The sequence below is a fragment of the Pseudomonas sp. LPB4.O genome (assembly GCF_038383825.1).
GTDB lineage: Bacteria > Pseudomonadota > Gammaproteobacteria > Pseudomonadales > Pseudomonadaceae > Aquipseudomonas > Aquipseudomonas putida.
The window spans coordinates 1,409,580-1,433,381 of sequence record NZ_CP151298.1 but is presented as its reverse complement, the minus strand read 5'-3'; the positions used below and the strand labels follow the sequence as shown (position 1 = coordinate 1,433,381).

21 protein-coding genes are annotated in these 23,802 nt (G+C 62.8%); 9 read left to right on the top strand and 12 right to left on the bottom strand.

All coding sequences use genetic code 11. From position 1 onward, the window contains the following. Window positions 1-50: 50 nt before the first annotated feature. The 9 genes from MRBLPB4O_RS06500 to MRBLPB4O_RS06460 form a co-directional block, all read right to left on the bottom strand. On the bottom strand, window positions 51-3,293 hold the full coding sequence (locus MRBLPB4O_RS06500; protein ID WP_341797844.1) for a transporter substrate-binding domain-containing protein: 3,243 nt from the start codon (window positions 3,291-3,293) through the stop codon (window positions 51-53). 9 nt (window positions 3,294-3,302) lie between these two features. After that, the gene (locus tag MRBLPB4O_RS06495) at window positions 3,303-3,929 is read right to left on the bottom strand and encodes a response regulator transcription factor (protein ID WP_341797843.1); all 627 of its coding nucleotides are present in this window, start codon (window positions 3,927-3,929) and stop codon (window positions 3,303-3,305) included. A 29-nt stretch (window positions 3,930-3,958) separates the two neighbouring features. After that, on the bottom strand, window positions 3,959-5,155 hold the full coding sequence (locus MRBLPB4O_RS06490; protein WP_341797842.1) for a hypothetical protein: 1,197 nt from the start codon (window positions 5,153-5,155) through the stop codon (window positions 3,959-3,961). Continuing rightward, window positions 5,152-5,886 carry a molecular chaperone gene (locus tag MRBLPB4O_RS06485; protein ID WP_341797841.1) on the bottom strand — a complete coding sequence of 245 codons (735 nt, stop codon included), beginning with the start codon at window positions 5,884-5,886 and terminating at the stop codon, window positions 5,152-5,154. The genes MRBLPB4O_RS06490 and MRBLPB4O_RS06485 overlap by 4 nt, the downstream gene beginning before the upstream one ends. A gap of 116 nt (window positions 5,887-6,002) precedes the next feature. After that, the gene (locus tag MRBLPB4O_RS06480) at window positions 6,003-8,513 is read right to left on the bottom strand and encodes a CS1-pili formation C-terminal domain-containing protein (protein WP_341797840.1); all 2,511 of its coding nucleotides are present in this window, start codon (window positions 8,511-8,513) and stop codon (window positions 6,003-6,005) included. 87 nt (window positions 8,514-8,600) lie between these two features. Then, window positions 8,601-9,080 (bottom strand): CS1 type fimbrial major subunit, encoded by a 480-nt coding sequence (locus MRBLPB4O_RS06475; RefSeq protein ID WP_341797839.1) that lies wholly within the window; start codon window positions 9,078-9,080, stop codon window positions 8,601-8,603. A 221-nt stretch (window positions 9,081-9,301) separates the two neighbouring features. Then, the gene (locus MRBLPB4O_RS06470) at window positions 9,302-10,966 is read right to left on the bottom strand and encodes a cation acetate symporter (RefSeq protein ID WP_016485333.1); all 1,665 of its coding nucleotides are present in this window, start codon (window positions 10,964-10,966) and stop codon (window positions 9,302-9,304) included. Beyond that, window positions 10,963-11,274: a DUF485 domain-containing protein gene (locus MRBLPB4O_RS06465; RefSeq protein ID WP_019473848.1), complete on the bottom strand. Its 312-nt coding sequence runs from the start codon at window positions 11,272-11,274 to the stop codon at window positions 10,963-10,965. The genes MRBLPB4O_RS06470 and MRBLPB4O_RS06465 overlap by 4 nt, the downstream gene beginning before the upstream one ends. Before the next feature lie 253 nt (window positions 11,275-11,527). Continuing rightward, window positions 11,528-12,388: a glycine betaine ABC transporter substrate-binding protein gene (locus tag MRBLPB4O_RS06460; RefSeq protein ID WP_264362115.1), complete on the bottom strand. Its 861-nt coding sequence runs from the start codon at window positions 12,386-12,388 to the stop codon at window positions 11,528-11,530. 197 nt (window positions 12,389-12,585) lie between these two features. On the opposite strand from MRBLPB4O_RS06460, the gene MRBLPB4O_RS06455 reads away from it, so the two are divergent. Next, the gene (locus tag MRBLPB4O_RS06455) at window positions 12,586-14,151 is read left to right on the top strand and encodes a beta (1-6) glucans synthase (protein ID WP_341797838.1); all 1,566 of its coding nucleotides are present in this window, start codon (window positions 12,586-12,588) and stop codon (window positions 14,149-14,151) included. A 19-nt stretch (window positions 14,152-14,170) separates the two neighbouring features. Here the strand turns inward: MRBLPB4O_RS06455 and MRBLPB4O_RS06450 are convergent, their stop codons facing one another. Beyond that, entirely contained in the window at window positions 14,171-14,524 is a 354-nt protein-coding gene (locus MRBLPB4O_RS06450) for a hypothetical protein (protein WP_341797837.1), read from the bottom strand. 190 nt (window positions 14,525-14,714) lie between these two features. On the opposite strand from MRBLPB4O_RS06450, the gene MRBLPB4O_RS06445 reads away from it, so the two are divergent. Continuing rightward, entirely contained in the window at window positions 14,715-16,013 is a 1,299-nt protein-coding gene (locus MRBLPB4O_RS06445) for a serine/threonine protein kinase (protein ID WP_341797836.1), read from the top strand. Further along, window positions 16,006-16,833 carry a VacJ family lipoprotein gene (locus tag MRBLPB4O_RS06440; RefSeq protein ID WP_341797835.1) on the top strand — a complete coding sequence of 276 codons (828 nt, stop codon included), beginning with the start codon at window positions 16,006-16,008 and terminating at the stop codon, window positions 16,831-16,833. Before MRBLPB4O_RS06445 ends, MRBLPB4O_RS06440 begins: the two co-directional genes overlap by 8 nt. A 114-nt stretch (window positions 16,834-16,947) precedes the next feature. Here the strand turns inward: MRBLPB4O_RS06440 and MRBLPB4O_RS06435 are convergent, their stop codons facing one another. Continuing rightward, window positions 16,948-18,096, bottom strand: a complete 1,149-nt coding sequence (locus tag MRBLPB4O_RS06435) for a patatin-like phospholipase family protein (protein ID WP_341797834.1) — start codon at window positions 18,094-18,096, stop codon at window positions 16,948-16,950. Between the two features lie 62 nt (window positions 18,097-18,158). After that, on the bottom strand, window positions 18,159-19,094 hold the full coding sequence (locus tag MRBLPB4O_RS06430) for a lipid A biosynthesis lauroyl acyltransferase (RefSeq protein WP_114942682.1): 936 nt from the start codon (window positions 19,092-19,094) through the stop codon (window positions 18,159-18,161). Between the two features lie 111 nt (window positions 19,095-19,205). Here MRBLPB4O_RS06430 and minC point away from each other — a divergent pair, with 111 nt between their 5' ends. The 6 genes from minC (at window position 19,206) to MRBLPB4O_RS06400 (ending at window position 23,783) form a co-directional block, all read left to right on the top strand. Further along, window positions 19,206-19,967, top strand: coding sequence for a septum site-determining protein MinC (minC, locus tag MRBLPB4O_RS06425; RefSeq protein WP_016501048.1), 762 nt, complete (start codon window positions 19,206-19,208; stop codon window positions 19,965-19,967). Window positions 19,968-20,068: 101 nt separating this feature from the next. Further along, on the top strand, window positions 20,069-20,881 hold the full coding sequence (minD, locus tag MRBLPB4O_RS06420; protein WP_016501049.1) for a septum site-determining protein MinD: 813 nt from the start codon (window positions 20,069-20,071) through the stop codon (window positions 20,879-20,881). A 3-nt stretch (window positions 20,882-20,884) separates the two neighbouring features. Continuing rightward, complete coding sequence (gene minE / locus MRBLPB4O_RS06415; protein ID WP_003252572.1) at window positions 20,885-21,139, top strand: cell division topological specificity factor MinE; 255 nt, start codon at window positions 20,885-20,887, stop codon at window positions 21,137-21,139. Window positions 21,140-21,290: 151 nt separating this feature from the next. Then, on the top strand, window positions 21,291-21,926 hold the full coding sequence (locus MRBLPB4O_RS06410) for an RluA family pseudouridine synthase (protein WP_019472567.1): 636 nt from the start codon (window positions 21,291-21,293) through the stop codon (window positions 21,924-21,926). A gap of 183 nt (window positions 21,927-22,109) precedes the next feature. Next, a complete protein-coding gene (locus tag MRBLPB4O_RS06405; protein WP_341797833.1) occupies window positions 22,110-23,399 on the top strand; it encodes a M18 family aminopeptidase in 1,290 nt (429 codons plus the stop codon). Between the two features lie 216 nt (window positions 23,400-23,615). Then, on the top strand, window positions 23,616-23,783 hold the full coding sequence (locus tag MRBLPB4O_RS06400; RefSeq protein ID WP_016501052.1) for a hypothetical protein: 168 nt from the start codon (window positions 23,616-23,618) through the stop codon (window positions 23,781-23,783). Window positions 23,784-23,802 lie beyond the last annotated feature (19 nt).

The window sequence follows — 23,802 nt, the reverse complement described above, 5'->3', positions numbered from 1 at the left end:
GCAGGTAATGCAGCGAGTCTAATCAAGGCCTGGGGGGCTGGCAGGGTTCATCAGGGTAGTGAATGGGCAGACATGACTGTGTGGTCGGTACCGCCCTCGCGGCGCGGGGCATGCTCCGCGAGGTAGCGGGCAAGCCAGCGGTCCAGGCGCAGCATGGTCTCCTCCAGCGCTCTGGCGGCCTGGCGCACCTGTGACGCATCCGCCGGCCGTTGCATACACTGGGCTTCAAGCCGTTCACATGACGCAACCAACGCTTGTGCCCGCACAATGCGTGCACCGCCTTTCACCCTGTGCGCCACTTCAACGAGCGCCGAGGGGTTGTCGCTCGAGTATCTGAGCTGCGCCAGATCCGCCAGGTTACTGCGGGCCAGATCGGCCAGCAGTGCCACCAGCACAGCCCGGTCATCGCATACCAGCTTACGCAAATGGGCCAGATCAACGGCAGGCAAATGTTCGTCTGGCTCGCGGCTGACGTACTGGAAAGCTTGCAACGTTTGCATGAGGGTATCCAGGTTCAGCGGCTTGAACAGGCAGTGGTCCATACCTGCAAGCCTTGCGCGACGGCGCTCCTCTTGCAGGGCACTGGCGGTGAGCCCCACCACCCGACAGCGCGGCCTCGCCCGGCGCCGTTCGTGTTCGCGGATTGCCCGGGCCAAGGCAAAACCGCCAAGCCTGGGCATGTTGCAATCGCTGATGACGACGTCGAACGTTTGCTGCAACCAGAGACGCAAGGCTTGATCGCCATCTTCGGCAACCTGTACCTGGTGACCGAGAAACGCCAACTGGTGCGCGAGTAGCAAGCGGTTGGCCGGGTAGTCATCGACCACCAGCACGCGCAGGGCAGCCAGCCTGGCAGGGTTGCCCTGCGGCGTTGCCGGCTTGGCCAGCACCGGCCGGGCTGCCAGCGCCAGGTCCAGGCGGATTTCAATCCGCGTACCTTGGCCCAGCACGCTGTGCAAGCGTAATTGCCCGCCAAGCATTTCACACAAGCTGCGGCTGATCCCCAGCCCCAGCCCGGCACTGCTGCGTGGCGACTGGCGCTGATTGCTGGCTTGGCGAAAAGGCTGCCCGAGGCTTTCCAGCTCGGCCTGGGCAATGCCTATGCCAGTGTCTGCCACTTCCAGCAATACACTTGCCCGCCCGGCTGCAGCCTGCATATTCAGGCTGACCAGGACCTTGCCCTGCGCGGTAAACTTGATTGCATTACTGACCAGGTTGGCCAGGACCTGCTTGAAACGCACCGGGTCAAGCATCACCCAGTTTTCCACCGCCCCCTTGCACACCATGTCCAGGGCCAGCCCCTTGCCGCGTGCCTGTTGCTCGAACAGCTGAACCACCCGGGCGACTTGCTCGCGCAGGCTCACCGGCACCAGTGCCAGCTGCAACTGGCCGGTTTCGATGCGTGTGATGTCGAGTATATCGCCGATCAACTCCTGCAGCCCGATAGCGGCATCCGCCGCTACTTCGATGGCCAGATGGTCTAGTTCGCCCTGCCCTGCCTTGCGTCGGGCAAGCTCCAGCATGCCCAGCACGGCATGCAGTGGCGTGCGGATTTCATGGCTCATGGCCGCGAGAAACTGCGTCTTGGCCTGGTTGGCCGCCTCGGCCTCGCGCTTTGCACGATGCAGTTGCCCCTGCATCCGCCGCAGGTAGCGAACCCACAGCAAGGCCAGCAACAGCAGGCTGCATGCCAAGGCGATGCCCGCCAGCATGAGCCCGCCATAACGGCGCCATAGCCCGTCGCCAACGATCATCGGGTTACCCCAGCGTCGCAGCATGGTCTCCATTTCTGCCGTGGGCAGCGCGAGCAAGGCTTTGTCGAGAATACCCAGCAGCTCTTCGTCGGCATGGCTACTGGCAAAGGCGAAGTGCATCGGTGGCAACGCCAGGCTGGCAGCGATACGCAGCCTGCTGGGGAAGTGACGTGCAACCAGCGAGCATGCCTGGTCCAGTGGCAGCACGGCGGCGCCTGCCTTACCTTGCTCCAGCGCCTGCAGCGCAGCCAATGGATGAGGCACGAGCCGCTGACGGATACCCGGGTATGACTTGGCCAGCGTCTGCGCCTGGGCGCTGCCACGTACCAGCGCCAGCGACCGCCTGCCGAGCTGCGCCAGGCTGCTGGGGGCCACCGTCTCGTTGCGCGTTACCAGCACCAGCGGCAAGCTTAGAAAACTGCGGCTGAAACGCAGTTGCCTGGCGTGTGCCGGGCTGTACCCAAGCCCGGCAATCAGTTCGGCCTGTCCCTGGCGCACCTGCCCGATCATGTGCTGTATGTCTGTGCTCCCGTGCACCTCGAAGTGCAAGCCAGTGAGGCGGCTGATGCGTTGCAGCAAGTCCATGCTCAAGCCGCGCAACTGGCCATGCTCATCGCGGTAGCTCAACGGGAGTTGGTGCTCACCGAGCAACACCTTGACCACGGGGTTTTCCGCTATCCAGCGCTGCTGGGCTTCGCTGAGTTCAACCAGGCCGGGTTTGACCGGGCTGGCAGGCTGTGGGCTCCAGTGTCCGCGAATGCGGGCATGTTGCTGTTCGGTCAGGCCTTGCAGCACGGCATCGACCAACCTGGGTAATGTGTCGCGGTCCCCGAGCATGGCAAATCCCATGGGCTGGGCTGCAAAATCGGGCTGGTCGACCCATTCCAGGCCTGGCAGTTGCCCTCGGGCCAACAGATAGCGGCTGCTCAGGGCATTGCCTAGAAACAACTCGGCTTCGCCAAGCTGTAACGCCGCCAAGGCACTGTAGGGGGTGGGATGCAGCTGGATCCGTGCGTTGGGGTAGGTGTGCTGAAGCAGGGCCAACGGTCGATATCCCTCGACCGCCAGCAGCTGCGGGCTTGCGTTGTTACCACTGACGAACTGCTCACTGGCCAGCAGTAATGGCTGGTCAACGATGTAGGGGCTGGACAGGCGCAGCTTGGCTTCGTGCGCCTGCTGTGCTGTTACCGAGCTGACCAGGTCGACACTACCCTTGCGCAAGGCCGCGAAGGCAGCGTCGTAGGTCTCGAACAGCCGCAGGCGTACTTCCAGGCCTAGCTTCTCGGCCAGCACACTGGCGTACTCGGCGCTGATGCCTTCGTAGGCGTGGCCGGTGCCGAGCATGTCGAAGGGCGGGTTGTCGCGGCCGACTACCCCCAGGTTCAGATGGCGCTTCTCCCACAGCCAGCGCAGGTCGGCGGGGGCCAGCGCCAGCGCAGGGCCCGTTTCCACGCCCCGGGTGTAGAGCTGCGGTGCGCAGAAAGCAGGTAGCGGGTTCAGGCAATACAGCAGCCACAGCAGCAGGACGCGGATTGGCACGGGTAGCGACTAGATGAGCGCATTGCGACGGGCGAAGTCCGCCAGGTCGATCAAAGAGTTGACCCGCAGTTTTTCCATGAGCCGGGTTTTGTAGGTGCTGATGGTCTTGTTGCTCAGCAGCATGGCTTCGCCGATCGCCTTGTTGCTCAGCCCGCGGGCGAGCTGCTGCAAGATCATCAGCTCACGGTCGGTCAGTGAGGCGATGCATTGCGCGTCTGTGAACTTGAGGTCCTGCTTGTGCACCGAACTCAATGTCACTTCAGGGAAATACATATAACCCGACAACGTTGCGCGCACCGCCTTGCCAAGCTCGTCCAGCTCATCGGTCTTGGCCACGAAGCCCATTGCACCGGCCTGCATGCAGCGTAGCGAATAGGCCTCGGGCAATTGCGACGTCAGCACCAGAACCTTGGGCGGCTGCGTCATGGCCTTGATGCGGGCGATTACCTCAAGGCCATCGAGCCCGGGCATGGCGATATCGAGGATGACCAGGTCCGGCGCCAACTCACGCGCCAGCCGCACCGCGTCAATACCATTGTCTGCCTGGCCGACGACATCGAGCCGTTCCTTGCGCAGCAGCATGCAAACGGTGGCCCGGATGAACGGATGGTCGTCAACCACCACGACTTTGTACATAGGTTAACCTCGCGCATCATGGCGGTGGGCTAAAGCTCAGCGTCGAAAACGACGGTGACCTGGCCGGCATAGGTGGCGCCAGGGTATCGGAGCATGGCCTGCACGTCGTTGCGCTCCACCTGGAAACGCAACTGGCCAGGGCGATTGAGCGTGGGCATCGCCGACTCGAACGCTAACGCAGCCGCCTGCCCGCTCGGCAACGCCAGTTGCTGAACCGGCCGGCCCTGGTGCTCGATACCTCCGGGCAAGGTAATGGCCACGGTCACAGGCACTTCATGGTTGGCGTCGTTACGGATACCGCACGTACCTGCGGTGTAGTGCTGGCACAACTTGTAGGCTTTGAATGGGCCGGTGGACCATAGCCGGAACGGCAGGTCACGGTAGATGAGCCCGGGGGCCTGGCCGCCTCCCAGCCAGGCCTGCCAGCCACCCTTGGGCTCAAGCACGGCGCGCTCCGAGCCAGGCGGGAACTCAAAGATGAAAGCATGCTGAACATCCAGTTCGAAGTTGATCACCAACGTATCGCCGCTCAGGCCGGTGACATTGTTGCCGAAATCAAAGTCGCCCCCAGGGCCTATGGTGTAAGTGAGGCTGCCACGGTACATACCGGCGCGCAGGCGATACGGCGGGGGGATGTCCAGCTCGAAGGAAATACCCATGTCCAATACCGTCGTAGTATCTACCTGATCATCCGGCACCCATGAGTAGCTGATAACGCAAGGGGTCGGACTCTGCGGGTTGACCAACGAGGTGTAGTATCTGAAGCGGCTTTGGTTGCCGACGGCGTTCTTGCCACGACAACCGCCTACCCAGGTGCCGTTGAGAGGGTTGTAAGGGCTGCCCAACACAGCTTCCTGGCTGATGGAGCGTACCTCGAAGGTCATCTGCCTGGGCTCGCCCGTCTGTTGGTGGCGTACCTCCACCTCACGACGCCCCGGCAGTTTCACGAAATATCGATCGCGCATGTCGGGGGCACGGTTGATGCTTGTCTTCTGGTAGGTAATTGGCAGGCTTACGGTGCCGGTACTGGCGCACAGGCTAGACCAGACCCTGCAAAATTCAGCAGGCGGCGTGGTGTTTTCGAAGCGCCCCGACCCACCGCCACGGTATTGCGCCGAAAGCGTCACCTCCAGCGCGCTGGCCAAGGGCGCGAATGCCAGCAAACCTGCGACCAGCCCGGCGCGCAAGTGACGGATGCGGGCCAAGCGCCCTGTGCTGCTACTCATCCTTCCACCACCATGCGCTTGCGCGCTTCGCCTTCATGCAACTCAAACTGATGAACCTTGGCCGCCTGCCCTTCGAATTGCCGTGTACGCCCCGGCAACACATGATGTTTGGTGGCAGTCTCGCAGGCCACGCCAGCCGCCTGGCACTGCCGGAAAAGATCCAGCACGACAGTGGCATTGCCCTGGTTGCTGACCGTAAGGCTACCGCCCTTGCGCTGCACAGGCGTCTGGAACCGGGTTTCGCCAGGCCGAACGAACAGCAACGTGCCATAGCCGGCCAGCAAGTTGACCCCAGCCTTCAGGCTACTGCGGTAACGCTCGGCCTCTCCCTCGTCCACGGTGAACCCATCACCCAGCTCGGGCAGTACCGGGACGAAGCGCAAGCGGAAATAGCGCTCTGTATCGCGCTGGCCGCGGTACACCAGGCGCACCGCTTGCATGCCCTGCGCCGGCACGATCAGCCGCGCCGGGCTGGCTACCAGGCCGCGCTGTTCCAACGGCAGGCCTTCGGTGTCGACCTCGCGGGCATTGCCATCGCTGTCGTACACCAGCTCAGCGACACTCACCTTGACGAACGCCGTGGTATCACCGCTATTGCGCACCCGCTTGAGCAAGGTGCTTTTGCCGGAATCCAGGTAATCGTACAACGCGCCGACGTTAAGCTCGGGCGCCCCAATGGCTGCCAGCGGGGTAACCAGAAAGGCCAGGGCAAGCAGACGATGGATATTCACGTTTGAAGGTTCCTTGGATAAGTACAGCGATTGGCATACCGTAAACCGGGAGCAATCGCAGGATATGTAGGAGCCGTCTGCAACGACGGTAAGGCGGCTCTGTTACTGACCCTGAGCTAGCTCTCAACAGGCTCACCCCCGTTATCAGCGGCTTTGGCCAGGCTTGCCGGCGTGCAACGCTGGTCGCCGGCCAACAGCACATCGTCTTCACGTACCAGCTGCGTAAGATTCAGCGTCAGCAGGCATACGACCTGCCCTTGCTGACGCACCTCCAGGCTGGGGGTGGACTCGCTCATTTCCACCGCAAAGAACCCATCGGCCTCACTGACACTGCGACTGGCGTGGTTGATCACCTGCGCGCCCCGCAGCGGACGACCCTGGCTGTCGAGCAGGCGGCCGATGACGGTCAGCGTGCGCAATACCCGCAGCTGCCGGTAGCCAATGCCGCCACGGTTCAGGTGGTAGTCCACACTGGAAGGCTGAATCACCGCGGCGGTAGCTTGCGCGCCTTCAAGGTCGAATTGCACATGTCCGGCCTTGTAAGCGGCCACCGGGACCAGGTTGCGCCCAGGCCGCAGATTGGCAGTACCGCCATGGCGGTCGTCAGCGCGTAGTTTCAAGCCTTGGATATCGGTTTCGACATCGACGATCAGCCCAGCCTGGTGCGGCAAGTACTGGCCGCTCACGGCCGCCTTGCCAGCCCCGACAGCCAGCATGCTTTCCAGGTTGAGGCCGCCGCTGAACTCACCGTTGTAGGAAGAACGCTGGAAATAGGCATCACCGTGCAGCTGCTGGCTCTCGAACTGCGTGTCACCACCCAGGCCGGCGCCATAGCGGTCGGCGCTGGCGGTCAGGCCAACGCTGCGCAACGGGCCCAGGTCGACGTCCTGCTGATAGGCCACCGCAGCATTGAGGTCACGCCCGCCATCGCGCGCTGTACGGCTGCCGACGCTGGCCGACAGGCGCCGCCCACTCGTGCCACCCAGGCTCATGCTCAGGCTCAGGTTGACGCCGCGGCTGCGGGCCTCACCGGTACCCGCGTTGCCCGGTCGGTCGAACAGCGACAGGCGCCAGTTGGCCTGCGACCCCAGTAACTGGCCGAAGTACGACCAGCCCATATCCACCCCCGTACCGGCGCTGGCCCCACTGCTGTGCGACACACGCACGCTGGCGGTATTGCGCGGGTCGAGGCGATGGTTGTAAGACACCGACGTCTGGGTTTGCCGCGCCTGCCAGCGGCTCGGCTGACGGTCATCACGCAGTGACTCGGGGCGGGTCAGCCAGGTGCTGCTCTGGCTGGCCACCAATGAGCTGTTTTCACCAGCGTGGATCATTTGCAGGTCGTAGCCGTTGCCGTAGCCCTGGGCCCGAAACAGGTTGCCGTACAGTTTGAAACGGTCGCGCACATCCCAGTCCAGCGACGTGCCGTATTGCCGGGTTTGGTCGATGCGCTGTGCCGAGACGCCGAGGATAGCCCGGGGGTGCACCAGGTAATTGGCCAGCACGCCTGCCGCCAGGCTGTCATCTGCGTCACGCTGCCAGTTACTCAACAGGCTGGTCTGCCGCCCCAGGTACAGATTGTAGCGCCAAGGGGCATCGGTGCTGCGCCAGTTGCCGGGTTTGTAGATGAATGCCTGGCTGCGCGAGGTCACCTGGCCGTCCTCGACCAGGCGGATTTCCACTTCATAGATGCCCCCGGGCAACACTTTGCTGTCCAGCGTCTGCAGGCCGGGCTGTACCGGCTGGCTATTGATCAGTACGCCGTTGCGGTAGATTTCCGCCACGGCGGGGCGGTTAGGCGTGACATAGATGGGCGTCGCGCTGGGCGCGCCATTGTCGGTGGCCAGGCTGTCGCTGCTGCCGAACATCAGGCCCAGGGTGGTATCAGGGCTGGCACCCATAAGCCGTGGCTGGCGGGTCAAGCCTTGGGCACTGGGGGTGAAATAACCCAGGCGATAAAAATGGTCCTGCACCAGTCGCTCACCGTACAACTGATCAACCCGGTAGCGCGTGCCCTGTTGACTGTCGCTGCCACGGTCAAGCTGGCCATCGGCCAGGGTCGTCCAGTTACCCAGGCTGCCCTGCCCTTGCAATGCATAGCGGCCGCTGGTGACCCGGCCATCATTGACCAGGTTGAGTTGGTTACGCACCAGCAGGCCATAGCTGCCTTGTTCGGGAAGCCGGTGATAACGCTCGTCTGCCGTTGACGCTTCGACCTGGTCGGTAAGCAGTGACAACTGCGAATTGGCCAAGCTGTAGTGCACTGCGCGCAGGCCATCTGGGCAGTCAGCCTGGCAATCACCCAACGGGCGCCCTTCGACCAGGCGTTCGCGCCAGCGCCGCCTCAGGCTTTCTGGCTCACGGCTGTCGACGGTTTCGGTGAATTCCAGCAGTTGCACGCGCTGATCCCGGCTGAGCACGACCATTGCATCACCCAGATAGCGGCCGTCCAGGTCTACCCTCACGGCCAACGGTACTTCATAGAAGTGCGCTTCGAATTCACTGGGCAGGCCTTCGATGCCACCCAGCGCCGCGGTCGCAGCGTGGCCCGTAACTGGCACTGCGGCCAGGCAGGCTGCCAACGGCAAGCTCAGGTACAGCGCGGAAAGGGGAAACTGTAGGGTCATTGGCGTCGCTTGCGGGCAATACCTGCCCGCCCCGCGGCAAGCGCCGAGGGCAGGAACAGGCAACAACGGATGAACGATGGGGGGGAATCAAGGCGTGCCAGTTTCGAAGATCATGCTCACCAGGCCTTGGTAGTTGCCTGGCTCATAACCCGCGGCGGGGGCTGGCTGGGCTGCAATTTCGAAGCCGATGATCGCCCCCGGTGCGGCTTGGGTGGCGCTGACCACTTCGGCTGGGGTGGTCTGCAGCACGGTGCCGCCAACCTTCACATCCAGGCCAATGTTGTGGGAACCGCTGGCAATGACTGCGGGCGAAACCAGGTAGGCGTTGATAGCGCCAACGGTGCTCTTGACCTGCAGCTCCTTGCGGACCGGGTCGAGCTTGGCCTGATTGGGGTTCCAGCCCAGTTCTTGCGGGTCGTTCATCCAGTTGCCGCCCACCGGCTCGACGAAGAACGCATCGGTCGGCACCTGGGCAGTGACTTGCACTTGCTTTTCGATCGGGTCCAAGGCGTGGGCGGCACCGGCAAACAGCATGGCCAGAGGGAGGGCAAGCAGCATACGTTTCACGATCAAATCTCCTTGAGGGAATCACTGGCTGACGGGCGACTGCCCGATCAGTGGTGGCGATTATTCGTGAACGCTGGCGATTGGAAGTTAGGACCGTTCCGAGCGGATTTAGGAAATTTCCCAAGGGACGCAGCTTGCCAGTATTGCCGGGAGAAACCCCAGAATGCATAACGCCCCGGCTAGCGGGGCGTTATGCATTTCAGCGCGTTATTGCTATTGCATCAGTGGGAAACCGCCCCGCTGGCACCCAGGCCAGTCTGCGAACGCACGAACTGCGGGTAGAACAGCGCACGCTCGTCGTCGGCAGCCTTGGACTTGTCGGTGACCGAGAAGAACCAGATGCTGACGAAGGCGATGGCCATGGAGAACAGCGCCGGGTACTCGTACGGGTAGATCGGCTTCTCGTGGCCGAGGATCTGCACCCAGATGGTCGGGCCGAGGATCATCAGTGTTACCGCACTTACAAGGCCCAGCCAGCCGCCAATCATGGCGCCCCGGGTGGTCAGTTTCTTCCAGTACATCGAAAGCAGCAGGACCGGGAAGTTGCAGCTGGCGGCGATGGAGAACGCCAGGCCGACCATGAAGGCGATGTTCTGCTTCTCGAACAGGATACCCAGGCCGATCGCCAGCACGCCCAGGGCGATGGTGGTGATCTTCGACACGCGGATCTCGTCCTTGTCGTTGGCCTTACCCTTGCGCCATACGCTGGCGTACAGGTCGTGGGACACCGCCGAGGCACCGGCCAGGGTCAGGCCGGCAACCACTGCCAGGATGGTGGCGAATGCCACTGCCGAAATGAAGCCGAGGAAGATGCTGCCACCCACGGCATCGGCCAGGTGCACCGCTGCCATGTTGTTGCCGCCCAACAGGGCACCGGCGGCGTCCTTGAAGTCCGGGTTGGTGCTGACCAGCAGGATCGCGCCGAAGCCGATGATGAAGGTCAGGATGTAGAAGTAGCCGATGAAGCCGGTGGCGTAGAGCACGCTCTTGCGCGCTTCCTTGGCATCACTGACGGTGAAGAAGCGCATCAGGATGTGTGGCAGGCCGGCGGTACCGAACATCAGTGCCAGGCCCAGCGAGAAGGCCGAGATCGGGTCCTTGACCAGGCCGCCCGGGCTCATGATCGCCTCGCCCTTGCTGTGCACCTTGATCGCTTCGGAGAACAGGGTGTTGAAATCGAAGCCTACGTGCTTCATCACCATCAGCGCCATGAAGCTGGCACCGGACAGCAGCAGCACGGCCTTGATGATCTGTACCCAGGTGGTGGCCAACATGCCGCCGAACAGCACATACAGGCACATCAGGATACCCACCAGGATCACCGCAACGTGGTAGTCCAGGCCGAACAGCAGCTCAATCAGCTTGCCGGCACCGACCATTTGCGCGATCAGGTAGAACGCCACCACCACCAGCGAGCCGGAGGCCGACAGGGTACGGATTTCCTTCTGCCCGAGGCGGTACGAGGCCACATCGGCAAAGGTGTACTTACCCAGGTTGCGCAGGCGTTCGGCGATCAGGAAGAGGATGATCGGCCAGCCGACCAAAAAGCCGATCGAGTAGATCAGGCCGTCGTAGCCAGAGGTGAACACCAGCGCGGAAATACCCAGGAAGGAGGCAGCCGACATGTAGTCGCCAGCGATCGCCAGACCATTCTGGAAGCCGGTGATCTTGCCACCGGCAGCGTAGTAGTCCGCCGCCGACTTGTTGCGTTTGGAGGCCCAGTAGGTGATACCGAGGGTGAAGGCGACAAAAGCCACGAACATGGCGATCGCGGCAACGTTCAGCGGCTGTTTCTGCACCTCGCCGGTCAGGGCATCGGCTGCCCACACGGCGGGTGCGAAGGCTCCGCAGGCCAGTACAGCCAGGGCTTTGGCGTGGCGAATCATTGTTGCGCCTCCTTCAGGATGGCCTTGTTCAGCTCATCGAATTCGCCGTTGGCGCGGCGTACGTAGATGGCGGTCAGGACGAATGCCGAAACGATCAGGCCGACGCCCAGGGGAATGCCCCAGGTAATCGACGACTCAGGGCTGAGCTTGGCGCCCAGCAGATGAGGACCGTAGGCGATGAGGAGGATGAAGCCGCAGTACAGGCCGAGCATGATCGCCGAGAGAATCCAGGCGAACCGTTCGCGTTTGGTGACCAGCTCCTTGAAACGGGGGCTGTTTTGTATCGAGAGGTAAATGCTGTCGTTCATTGTTTTTGTCCTAGCAGCACAGGTAGGGGTGAAACCCACGCCCTTACTTTATGCGGCTGTTGGACGGCAACCAGACGACCTTAGTCTTAGATGCAACGGTGTTTTACCGATTGCGCAACAAAACAGCTTGCGCCTGCCCTGCAGGAGCAGCCTTGTGCTGCGAAGAGGCCGGTGCAGGCTGCCCGAATCTTCGCAGCTTGTACCGGCCTCTTCGCAGCACAAGGCTGCTCCTACAGGAATTTGCAACAGCTGCTTACTTACCCGTCCACTCCTTCACGCGATCTGGGTGCTTGGCAACCCAATCCTTGGCCGCCGCTTCAGGCTTGGCCCCTTCCTGGATCGCCAGCATCACCTCGCCAATCTCGTCCTTGGACTGCCAGCTGAATTTCTTCAGGAACTCCGCCACTTCCGGTGCCTTGGTGGCCAGTTCCTTGCTGCCGATGCTGTTCACGGTTTCCGCCGCGCCATACACGCCTTTCGGGTCTTCGAGGAACTTCAGCTTCCACTTGGCGAACATCCAGTGCGGTACCCAGCCAGTCACTGCAATCGACTGTTGCTTGGCATAGGCACGGCCCAGTTCCGCCGTCATCGCCGCGCCCGAACTCGCCTGCAGCTTGTAACCGGTCAGGTCGTAGTCCTTGATCGCCTGGTCGGTCTTGAGCATCACGCCGGAGCCCGCGTCGATGCCGACAATCTTCTGCTTGAAGCTACTATCGGTCTTGAGGTCGGCGATGCTCGCCGCCTTGACGTACTCGGGGACGATCAGGCCGATCTTGGCGTCCTTGAAGTTGGCACCGTAGTCGACCACGTTGTCCTTGTTCTTGGTCCAGTACTCACCATGGGTCACCGGCAACCATGCCGACAACATGGCATCGAGCTTGCCGGTTGCCACACCCTGCCACATGATCCCCGTGGCCACAGCCTGCAACTTCACGTCGTAGCCGAGCTTTTGCTTGATCACTTCGGCGGCCACGTTGGTGGTGGCCACACTGTCGGCCCAACCATCCACGTAACCTATGCTTACTTCTTTGGCCATTGCCTGTGCAGCGCTCATGGCCATTACCAGGGCGGTGCCCACACCCAGTAAACGTCGCATTTTTTTCAAAGTTGCCATCAAAGCATCCCCTCGTCAGGTCTTGGAGATTGCATCATCTTCCTGCAACACAGGTCGACCTGATCCAGCTGCGACCTGCACCCGCCCCATATGCGACAGCACTGTGCCATTAGCGTCATCGGCCTACACCCGCCTGCGCGATCCTTGCATGCCAAAGCTTTGGCGCCGGGCTACTATCTACCCTTTTGCGCCTGACGATGGACCGCCCGATGCCCAGTTCTGCCCGCCTGTTGCTGCCGCTGTACCTGCTTGCCTGCCTGCTGGCCCTGCTCGGGCTCGCCGGGCTCTGGTACGGGCTTGGCAAGCCGGTGCACCTGCCCGATGCGGCCAGCCCGACGCACAAGTTGCAATGCGCGTCCTACACCCCGTTCGACAAGGACCAGTCGCCCTACGACCAACCATTTCGCCTGCGCCCGGCACGCATGGACGCCGACCTGGCGTTGCTGGCTGAGCGTTTCCAGTGCATCCGCACCTATTCCGTGACCGGCCTTGAGGCAATCCCGGCGCTGGCGCGCAAGCATGGGCTGAAAGTGATGCTGGGCGCCTGGGTCAACGCTCACGCGGCCGACACCGAAAAGGAAATCGACCTGCTGATCGCCACCGCCAACGCCAACCCCGATGTGGTCAGCGCGGTGATCGTGGGCAACGAGACGTTGCTGCGCAAGGAAGTCACAGGCGCGCAGCTGGCCAAGCTGATCGCCCGGGTGAAAAGCCAGGTGAAGGTGCCGGTGACCTACGCGGATGTGTGGGAGTTCTGGCTGCAGCACCCGCAGGTAGCACCCGAGGTGGACTTTTTGACCATCCACCTGCTGCCCTACTGGGAAGACGATCCGCGCGGCATCGACGATGCGCTGGCCCACGTGGCCGATGTGCGCCGGGTGTTCGGCACACGCTTTGCGCCCAAGGACATCCTGATTGGCGAAACCGGCTGGCCCAGCGAAGGCCGCCAACGCGAAACCGCAATACCCAGCCGGGTCAACGAGGCACGCTTTATTCGCGGCTTCGTGGCCATGGCCGAAAGCAACGGCTGGCACTACAACCTGATCGAAGCGTTCGACCAGCCGTGGAAGCGCGCCAATGAAGGGGCAGTTGGCGGTTACTGGGGGCTTTACGATGCCGACCGGCAGGACAAGGGCGTGCTGGAAGGGCCGGTGAGCAACCTGCATGACTGGCCGCAATGGCTGCTGGCCAGTGCACTGCTGATGGCGGCCATGTTGTTGCTGGCCGGGCGCCCTGCTACGCCGATGGCGGCCTTGCTGTTGCCACTGCTGGCCGCGTTTGGCGCAGGTTGCCTGGGGTTGTGGGGCGAACTGATGCGCACCCATGCACGCTTTGCCGGGGAGTGGCTGTGGGCCGTTGCGCTGGCCGGGCTGAACCTGCTGGTGCTGGCCCATGCGCTGCTGGCGTTGGCGCAGCGGGCCGGCTGGCGCGAGCGCTTGTTCGCCTGGCTGCAGGCGCGGACGGGCTGGCTGTTGCTGGCGGCGGGCTTTGCCGCGGCGGTGAGCATGCTGGCGATGGTGTTCGACCCGCGCTACCGCAGCTTCCCCAGCGCCGCGCTGGCCCTGCCGGCGCTGGTGTATGTGCTGTGGCCGGTGCGCGCACGGCGGGCGGAGGTGGCGTTGCTGGCGTTCATTGTCGGGGCCGGGGTGGCGCCGCAGTTGTTCGTTGAAGGGCTGGAAAACCAGCAGGCCTGGGGTTGGGCGGTGGTGAGTGTGCTGATGACAGCCGCATTGTGGCGCAGCTTGCGGTTGCGACCGGCTTGATTGTTGGGGTGGGGCGCGGTTACCTGACCAGGCGCAACCCCGCCAGCACCAGCGCAAACACGGCAATGCTGGCGGTATATAACACCAGCGCCGGCACAGCGAACACCAATGCCAACACCGCCAGCCACCAGCCCGCGCGCGCGGGTACGAACTGCGCCAGCAGCGCCAGGCCTAGCCCGCTCCAGGCCAGCACCTGGAGGTGAATGCCCAACCCCAGCAGCGAGCGCACCTCACACTGCCAATACGCCGCAGGCACCGTGCACAGTCCAACCCACTGGCCATCCTCCATCAGCCCATAGCGCACGCCATAGCTGGCAGCGAGCCACAGCCCCAGAAACAGCACAAACAGCGCAGCCGGCAGCGAACGAGACATCCTGTTCTCCAATAGCGGTAATCGAAAGCATCCATGATCGCTTATGCCCGGTTGTAAGGCAAAATCACAACCCTGCAGCTATGTTGCAGATAACAAGCACACCAAAGGCCACCGCCACTGGCAACTTTGCCCGGTTGGCTGTGGTCCTAGCCTGCACACTGCTCGACCTTGCGTTCTTTTGGGGGATTACATGCTTCGATCTTTGCGCCTCGCTGCCGTGCTCGGTAGCCTGCTCATGGCGGTGGCCGCTTCAGCGCGGGATATCGACGCTGCCAGCTACGGCTACCCCTTGACCAACCCGTTCGAGGCGACCATCGCCACCACGCCGCCGGACCAGCGCCCGACCCTGCCCAGCGACGAGGACATCGACCAATCGGACTACAGCCTCAACCTGCGCCCGGAGCGTGAGTTCACCTTGCCCGACAATTTCTGGGCGGTGAAAAAGCTCAAGTACCGCCTGGCCCGCCAGGATCACGAAGCGCCGCTGATCTTCATCATCGCCGGCACCGGTGCGCCGTACAGCAGCAGCATCAATGAATACCTGAAGAAGCTGTTCTACCAGGGCGGCTTCCACGTGGTGCAACTGTCATCGCCCACCAGCTACGACTTCATGAGTGCCGCCTCGCGCTTTGCCACCCCCGGCGTCAGCCAGGAAGACGCCGAAGACATGTACCGGGTGATGCAGGCCGTGCGTGCCCAGCACCCGCGCCTGCCAGTCAGTGAGTTCTACCTCACCGGCTACAGCCTGGGTGCGCTGGACGCTGCTTTCGTCAGCCACCTGGACGAAACCCGCCGCAGCTTCAACTTCAAGCGTGTGCTGCTGCTGAACCCACCGGTCAACCTGTACACCTCGATCAACAACCTGGACAAACTGGTGCAAACCCAGGTCAAGGGCATCGACCGCAGCACTACGTTCTACGAGCTGATGCTGACCAAGCTGACCCGCTACTTCCAGGACAAGGGCTACATCGACCTCAACGACGCCCTTCTGTATGACTTCCAGCAGTCCAGACAGCACCTGTCCAACGAACAGATGGCCATGCTGATCGGCACTTCGTTCCGTTTCTCGGCAGCCGACATTGCCTTCACTTCCGACCTGATCAACCGCCGCGGCCTGATCATTCCGCCGAAGTTTCCGATTACCGAGGGCAGCAGTCTCACGCCGTTCTTCAAGCGTGCCCTGCAGTGTGATTTCGACTGCTACATGACCGAACAGGTGATCCCGATGTGGCGTGCCCGCACCGACGGCAACAGCATCCTGCAGCTGGTCAACCAGGTGAGCCTGTACGCCCTGGAAGACTACCTGCGCGGCAGTGACAAGATCGCGGTGATGCACAACGCCGACGACGTCATTCTCGGCCCGGGCGACATCGGCTTCCTGCGCAAGGTATTTGGTGACCGGCTGACCCTCTACCCCCATGGCGGCCATTGCGGCAACCTCAACTACCGCGTCAACAGTGACGCCATGCTGGAGTTCTTCCGTGGTTAACAAACTCCTCTTCGCCACTGCCCTGCTTGCCGCCGGCCACAGCCTGGCCGCCGAAACCGCCCCCCGGGCCAGCGTGATCGAGGCCGACCCGCAAGTGATCGGTACCGCGCCGCTGGTACCTGAATCCGATGGCTTCATCGACCCGCTGCGCGAGCTGAAATTCAACCCGGGGCTGGACCAGCGCGAGTTCGAGCGCTCAACCCTGGAAGCGCTGAACGTGTACGACCCGCTGGAGTCGATCAACCGGCGCGTCTATCACTTCAACTACCGGCTGGACCAATGGGTGCTGCTGCCGCTGGTGAGTGGTTACCAGTATGTAACCCCGCGCTTCGTGCGCACGGGGGTAAGCAACTTCTTCAACAACCTGGGCGATGTGCCAAACCTGTTCAACAGCGTGCTGCAGCTCAAGGCCAAGCGTTCGGCCGAGATCACGGCGCGGCTGATGTTCAACACCCTGATCGGGGTGGGTGGGCTATGGGACCCGGCGACCAGCATGGGCCTGCCGCGCCAGAGCGAAGACTTTGGCCAGACCCTGGGCTTCTATGGCGTACCGGAGGGGCCGTACCTGATGCTGCCGGTGTTGGGGCCTTCGAACCTGCGCGACACCACCGGGCTGGTGGTGGACTATGCGGGCGAGCAGGCAATCAATTACCTGAACGTGGCCGAAACCAGCACCGACCACCCGGAAATCTTCGCCCTGCGCGTGGTGGACAAGCGCTATACCACCAACTTCCGCTATGGCCAGCTGAACTCACCGTTCGAGTACGAGAAGGTGCGATACGTGTATACCCAGGCGCGCAAGTTGCAGATTGCGGAGTAAACCTGCTTCGGCCCAATCGCCGGCAAGCCGGCTGTCACAGGTCCGCACAATGCCCAAGGCTGTGGTGATCCTGTGGGAGCTGGCTTGCCGGCGATGAGGCCGGTACAGGCAACATCAAATTCCGAGGAACTGGCACAGCTCCCGCTTCTTGGCCAGGGCATCCTTGCGCCCCAGTTCGATCAGTTCACTGCAATAACTGGCCTCGAACAGCAGATAGCTCAATACCCCCGCCCCGCTGGTGCGCGTCGCCCCCGGCCCGCGCAGGAACAGGCGCAACGCCGCCGGCAGCTCACGCCGGTGCCGGGCGGCGATCTCGTCCAACGGCTGGCTGGGCGCTACCACCAGCACCTCGATCGGCGCCAACCCCAAGCGGCGGGCATCCAGGTGCGCCGGCAACAGCCGGCTCAAATGGTTGAGCCGCTGCAGCAGTTCGATGTCGTCTTCCAGGCTGTCGATGAACGTGCTGTTGAGCATGTGCCCACCGATCTGCGCCAGGCTCGGCTGCTGCCCGCTGAACACACGCTGAGTGGGCAACGGAGGCGCTGGCCGCTGCGGGTTACCGCTGACCCCGACCACCAGCACCCGGCTGGCACCCAGGTGCAACGCCGGACTGATCGGCGCCGACTGGCGCACCGCGCCGTCCCCGTAAAATTCGTCGCCCAGCTGCACCGGCGCAAACAGCAGCGGAATGGCCGCGCTGGCCAGCAGGTGGTCGATGGTCAATGGCGTGGGCACGCCGATGCGGCGGTGGCGTAGCCAGGCTTCAATGGTGCCACGCCCCTGGTAGAAGGTGACCGCTTGGCCGGACTCGTAGCCAAAGGCGGTGACTGCCACCGCGCGCAACTGCTCGGCGGCCAGGGAATGGCCGATGCCATCCAGGTTCAGGTGTGCCTCCAGCAGGCTGCGCAACGGGCTGCTGTCCAGCAGCGCCACCGGCGCCTGGCCGCCTAACCCCAACAGGCTGTGGCCGACGAAACGGCTGGCCTGGCGGACGACGCCGGGCCAGTCACTGCGGATGACCAGGTGGCTGCGAAAGTTCTGCCAGAAGGCGGTAAGCCGCTGAACGGTATCGTTGAAGTGGGTGGCGCCGCTGGCGAGGGTGACGGCGTTGATGGCACCGGCAGAGGTGCCGACGATGACCGGGAACGGATTGTGCGCGCCTGCGGGCAGCAGCTCGGCGATGCCGGCCAATACGCCGACCTGATAGGCGGCGCGGGCGCCGCCGCCAGAAAGGATAAGACCGGTTACCGGGGGTGGGGCCATCGCTTCCTTCCTGGATCAGCTGTTTGCAGGCCCGCGAAAGGGCCGGCACAGGTAAAGTCAGTTCAGCGCTTTTTCTTGTCGTACAGCCGCGGCGCACCCTCGGGCCGCGACTTGAAACGGCGGTGCGCCCACAGGTACTGCTCGGGGCACTCGCGCAACACACTCTCGACCCACTGGTTGATGCGCAGGCAGTCGGCCTCTTCGCTTTCGCCGGGGAAGTCCGCCAATGGCGGGTGGATGACCAGACGATAGCCACTGCCATCCTCCAGGCGCTTCTGGGTGAACGGAATAACCTGCGCCTTGCCCAGCCGGGCGAACTTGGTGGTGGCGGTTACCGTCGCGGCCGGGATGCCGAACAGCGGCACGAAAATGCTCTGCTTGGCGCCGTAGTCCTGGTCCGGTGCATACCAGATCGCCCGGCCCGAACGCAGCAGCTTGAGCATGCCACGCACATCCTCGCGCTCCACCGCCAGCGAGTCGAGGTTATGCCGCTCGCGGCCGCTGCGCTGGATGAAGTCGAACAGCGCGTTGCCGTGCTCGCGGTACATGCCGTCGATGGTGTGCTGCTGGCCCAGCAGGGCGGCGCCGATTTCCAGGGTGGTAAAGTGCACAGCCATGAGGATGGCGCCCTGCCCCGCCTGCTGGGCGGCCTGCAGGTGCTCCAACCCCTCGATATGAGCCAGGCGCGCCAGCCTGGCCTTGGGCCACCACCAGCTCATGGCCATTTCGAAGAAGGCGATACCGGTGGAGGCGAAGTTGGCCTTGAGCAAACGCCGCCGTTCGTCGACCGACAGCTCCGGAAAGCACAGCTCAAGGTTGCGCGCGGCAATGCGCCGACGTTCGCCGGCAAAGCAATACATCACGGCCCCCAGCGCGGCACCGGCTTTCAACAGGGCCCGGTACGGCAACTGGACCACCAGCCACAGCAGGCCAAGGCCCAGCCACAGGCCCCAGAACTTTGGGTGAAGGAAATAGGGACGAAAACGCGGGCGTTCCATTGAAGCTTCCGGAAAGACAAAGGCTGCGCATTCTACAACGGATCAGCGTATGTTGCGGGCAACCGGTGTTCTCGTTATAAATCAGGGCACTTTTTTCGCAACAAGCCGTCTATGCAGACCATGAGCCCAAACCACACATCCGACACCGCCTCCGTGTTCCAGCTCAAGGGCAGCATGCTCGCCATCACAGTGCTGGAGCTGGCACGCAATGATCTTGAAGCCCTCGACCGCCAGCTGGCGGCCAAAGTTGCCCAGGCACCGAACTTCTTCAGCAATACGCCACTGGTGCTGGCGCTGGACAAACTGCCGGCCGGCGAAGGGGCAATCGACCTGCCAGGCTTGATGCGCATCTGCCGCCACCATGGCCTGCGTACCCTGGCCATCCGCGCCAACCGCATTGAGGACATCGCCGCCGCCATCGCCATCGACCTGCCGGTGCTACCGCCGTCCGGCGCCCGCGAGCGGCCGCTGGAGCCCGAGCCCGAGGTAGTCAGAAAGCCCGAGCCGGCGCCCGCCCCACCACCGGCCCCCGAGCCCGAGGTGCGGCCGACCCGGATCATTACTGCGCCGGTGCGCGGCGGCCAGCAGATCTATGCTCAGGGTGGCGACCTGATCGTTACCGCCTCGGTCAGCCCGGGTGCGGAACTTCTGGCCGATGGCAACATCCATGTGTACGGCGCCATGCGCGGCCGGGCCCTGGCCGGCATCAAAGGCAATACCAAGGCGCGGATCTTCTGCCAGCAGATGACCGCCGAAATGGTCTCCATCGCCGGCCAGTACAAGGTTTGCGAAGACCTGCGCCGCGACCCCCTGTGGGGCACAGGTGTGCAAGTCAGCCTGTCCGGTGATGTGTTGAACATCACCCGTCTTTAACGGATACTTGCCGTCATTTTCAGAGCAACTTTTTTAACTGTTGCCGTTTATTTGCTTTTTGCCGGGACACGTGTCCCGACTTATTTTAGGGGTGAAACACCTTGGCCAAGATTCTCGTGGTTACTTCCGGCAAGGGGGGTGTGGGCAAGACCACCACCAGCGCCGCCATTGGTACCGGCCTCGCACTGCGTGGCCACAAGACCGTCATCGTCGACTTCGACGTGGGCCTGCGTAACCTCGACCTGATCATGGGCTGCGAGCGCCGCGTGGTGTACGACTTCGTCAACGTGGTCAACGAAGAAGCCAACCTGCAGCAGGCCCTGATCAAGGACAAGCGCCTCGAGAACCTGTATGTACTTGCCGCCAGCCAGACCCGCGATAAAGACGCGCTGACCCTGGAAGGCGTCGAGAAGGTGCTGATGGCGTTGAAAGAAGATTTCGAGTACGTCATCTGCGACTCCCCGGCCGGTATCGAGAAAGGTGCGCACCTGGCGATGTACTTCGCCGACGAAGCCATCGTGGTAACCAACCCTGAGGTTTCTTCGGTACGTGACTCGGACCGCATGCTGGGCATTCTGTCGAGCAAATCGCGCCGCTCCGAAAACGGCGAGGAGCCGATCAAGGAACACCTGCTGATCACTCGCTACAACCCAGAGCGCGTCGTCAACGGCGAGATGCTGAGCATCGACGACGTCACCGACATCCTGGCGATCAAGCTCAAGGGCGTAATCCCTGAGTCCCAGGCTGTGCTCAAGGCCTCCAACCAAGGTATCCCGGTCATCCTCGACGACCAGAGCGATGCTGGCCAGGCGTACAGCGACACCGTCGACCGCCTGCTGGGGAAAGACAAACCCCTGCGTTTTGTTGAAGTGCCGAAGCAAGGATTCTTCGCGCGCCTGTTTGGAGGCAAGTAAACCATGAACCTTTTTGACTTCTTTCGTGGCAGACAGAAACAGACCAGCGCGTCGGTAGCGAAAGAGCGTCTACAGATCATCGTGGCGCACGAGCGCGGCCAACGCAGCGAGCCGGACTACCTGCCGGCGCTGCAGAAAGAACTGCTGGAAGTGATCCGCAAGTATGTGAACATCGGCAACGATGACGTGCATATCGAGCTGGAAAACCAGGGCAGCTGCTCGATTCTGGAGCTGAACATTACCCTGCCGGATCGCTGATCTGGCTGAAAGCCGGGGCTGCTTTGCAGCCCATTCGCGGCACAAGGCCGCTCCTGCAAGGGATCTCGTTCCCCTGTAGGAGCGGCCTTGTGCCGCGAATGGGCCGCAGAGCGGCCCCGCTTTTTTCTCCCGATTTAACAGAGAACACGCAATGCCGCTGTCCAATATCCAGATCCTGCACGAAGACGCCGCCATCCTGGTGATCAACAAACCGACCCTGCTGCTGTCGGTGCCTGGCCGCGCCGAGGACAACAAGGACTGCCTGATCACCCGCCTGCAGGAAAACGGCTACCCCGACGCGCTGATCGTGCACCGCCTGGACTGGGAAACCTCCGGCATCATCCTGCTGGCCCGCGATGCCGACAGCCACCGCGAGCTGTCGCGCCAGTTCCACGACCGCGAAACCGAAAAGGCCTACACCGCGCTGTGCTGGGGCCAACCGGCACTGGACAGCGGCAGCATCGACCTGCCGCTGCGCTACGACCCGCCAACCAAGCCACGGCATGTGGTGGACCACGAGCAGGGCAAGCATGCGCTGACGTTCTGGCGCATCGTCGAGCGCTGCGGCGACCACTGCCGGGTAGAACTGACGCCGATCACCGGGCGCTCGCACCAGTTGCGCGTGCACATGCTGTCGATCGGCCACCCGCTGCTGGGTGACCGGCTGTATGCCAACCCCGAAGCGCTGGCGGCGCACGAGCGGCTTTGCCTGCATGCATCCATGCTGAGCTTTACCCACCCGGTGTCCGGGGAGCGGTTGAAGTTCGAGTGCCCTGCGCCCTTCTAAGCCGCACCTCGCCCCCCCTGTAGGAGCAGCCTTGTGCTGCGAAGAGGCCAGTCCCAACAACACAGATAGAGGTTGTTCGCACCGGCCTCTTCGCAGCACAAGGCTGCTCCTACAGGGTGTAATGCAGACACAAATTGTCGACATTGTGCGTTAAACTCGCGCCACTGCTGTCTGGAGTGAGCTATGCGCGACGAACTGAATTCTGGCCTTATCGATTTCCTCAAGGCCTCCCCCACGCCCTTCCATGCCACCGCCAGCCTGGCCCAGCGCCTGGAAGCTGCCGGCTACCAGCGCCTGGACGAGCGTGACAGCTGGGTCACCGTGCCTGGCGGCCGCTACTACGTCACCCGCAACGACTCGTCGATCATCGCCATCAAACTGGGCAAGCACGAACCGTTGCTGAACGGTATCCGGATGGTCGGTGCCCATACCGACAGCCCGTGCCTGCGGGTCAAGCCGCAGCCCGAGCTGCAGCGCCACGGTTTCCTGCAACTGGGTGTGGAAGTGTATGGCGGCGCCCTGCTGGCGCCCTGGTTCGACCGCGACCTGTCCCTGGCCGGCCGCGTTACCTATCGCCGTGACGGCAAGGTAGAAAGCCAGCTGATCGACTTCAAACTGCCTATCGCGATCATTCCCAACCTGGCCATCCACCTGAACCGCACCGCCAATGAAGGCTGGGCGATCAACCCGCAGAACGAGCTGCCGCCCATCCTGGCCCAAGTCGCGGGTGACGATCGCATCGACTTCCGCGCCCTGCTTACCGAGCAACTGGCCCGCGAGCATGAGCTGATCGCCGACGTGGTGCTGGATTACGAACTGAGCTTCTACGATACCCAAGGCGCCGCGCTGGTCGGCCTGAATGGCGACTTCATCGCCGGGGCCCGCCTGGACAACCTGCTGTCGTGCTACGCCGGCCTGCAAGCCCTGCTGGCCGCCGACAGCGACGAAACCAGCGTGCTGGTGTGCAACGACCACGAGGAAGTCGGCAGCAGCTCAGCCTGCGGCGCCGACGGCCCAATGCTGGAACAGACCCTGCAGCGCCTGCTGCCCAATGGCGACGCTTACGTGCGCACCATCCAGCGCTCGCTGATGGTGTCGGCAGACAACGCCCACGGCGTACACCCCAACTACGCCGACAAGCACGATGGCAACCACGGGCCCAAGCTCAACGCCGGGCCGGTGATCAAGGTGAACAACAACCAGCGCTACGCCACCAACAGCGAAACCGCCGGTTTCTTCCGCCACCTGTGCATGGCCGAGGAAGTGCCGGTGCAAAGCTTTGTGGTGCGCAGCGACATGGGCTGTGGCTCGACCATCGGGCCGATCACAGCCAGCCACCTGGGCGTGCGCACGGTGGATATCGGTTTGCCGACCTTTGCCATGCATTCCATTCGCGAGCTGTGCGGCAGCCACGACCTTGCACACCTGGTGAAGGTGCTAACTGCCTTCTACCGTAGCCGCGAGCTGCCCTGAGCAGTTGAGCCCCATACCGCACTTGTAGGAGCAGCCTTGTGCTGCGAAGAGGCCAGTACAACCCATGCATCTTTACTGGGTGTACCGGCCTCTTCGCAGCACAGGCTGCTCCTACATAAAAGGGATGTGACCTGATCGAATGCTCAAGGTCAATCCCGCCTCGCTTGCCAAGCGCTATGCTTGTTACATGGCCCCACTGCAAAAGGATTGCTGTCCATGTCCCCGTTTCTGTCACTGTTCGTGCCGGTGTTCCTGTTCCTGATGCTGCTGACCATCGGCTTCAGCATGCGCGAGCGCAATATCGGAGTGCTGATGATGTGGATCGGCACCTTGGGCATCTTCGGCCTCACCTGCTGGAAGATCCTCGAGAAACTGCCGACATAAACCTCTACACTCGGTCAAT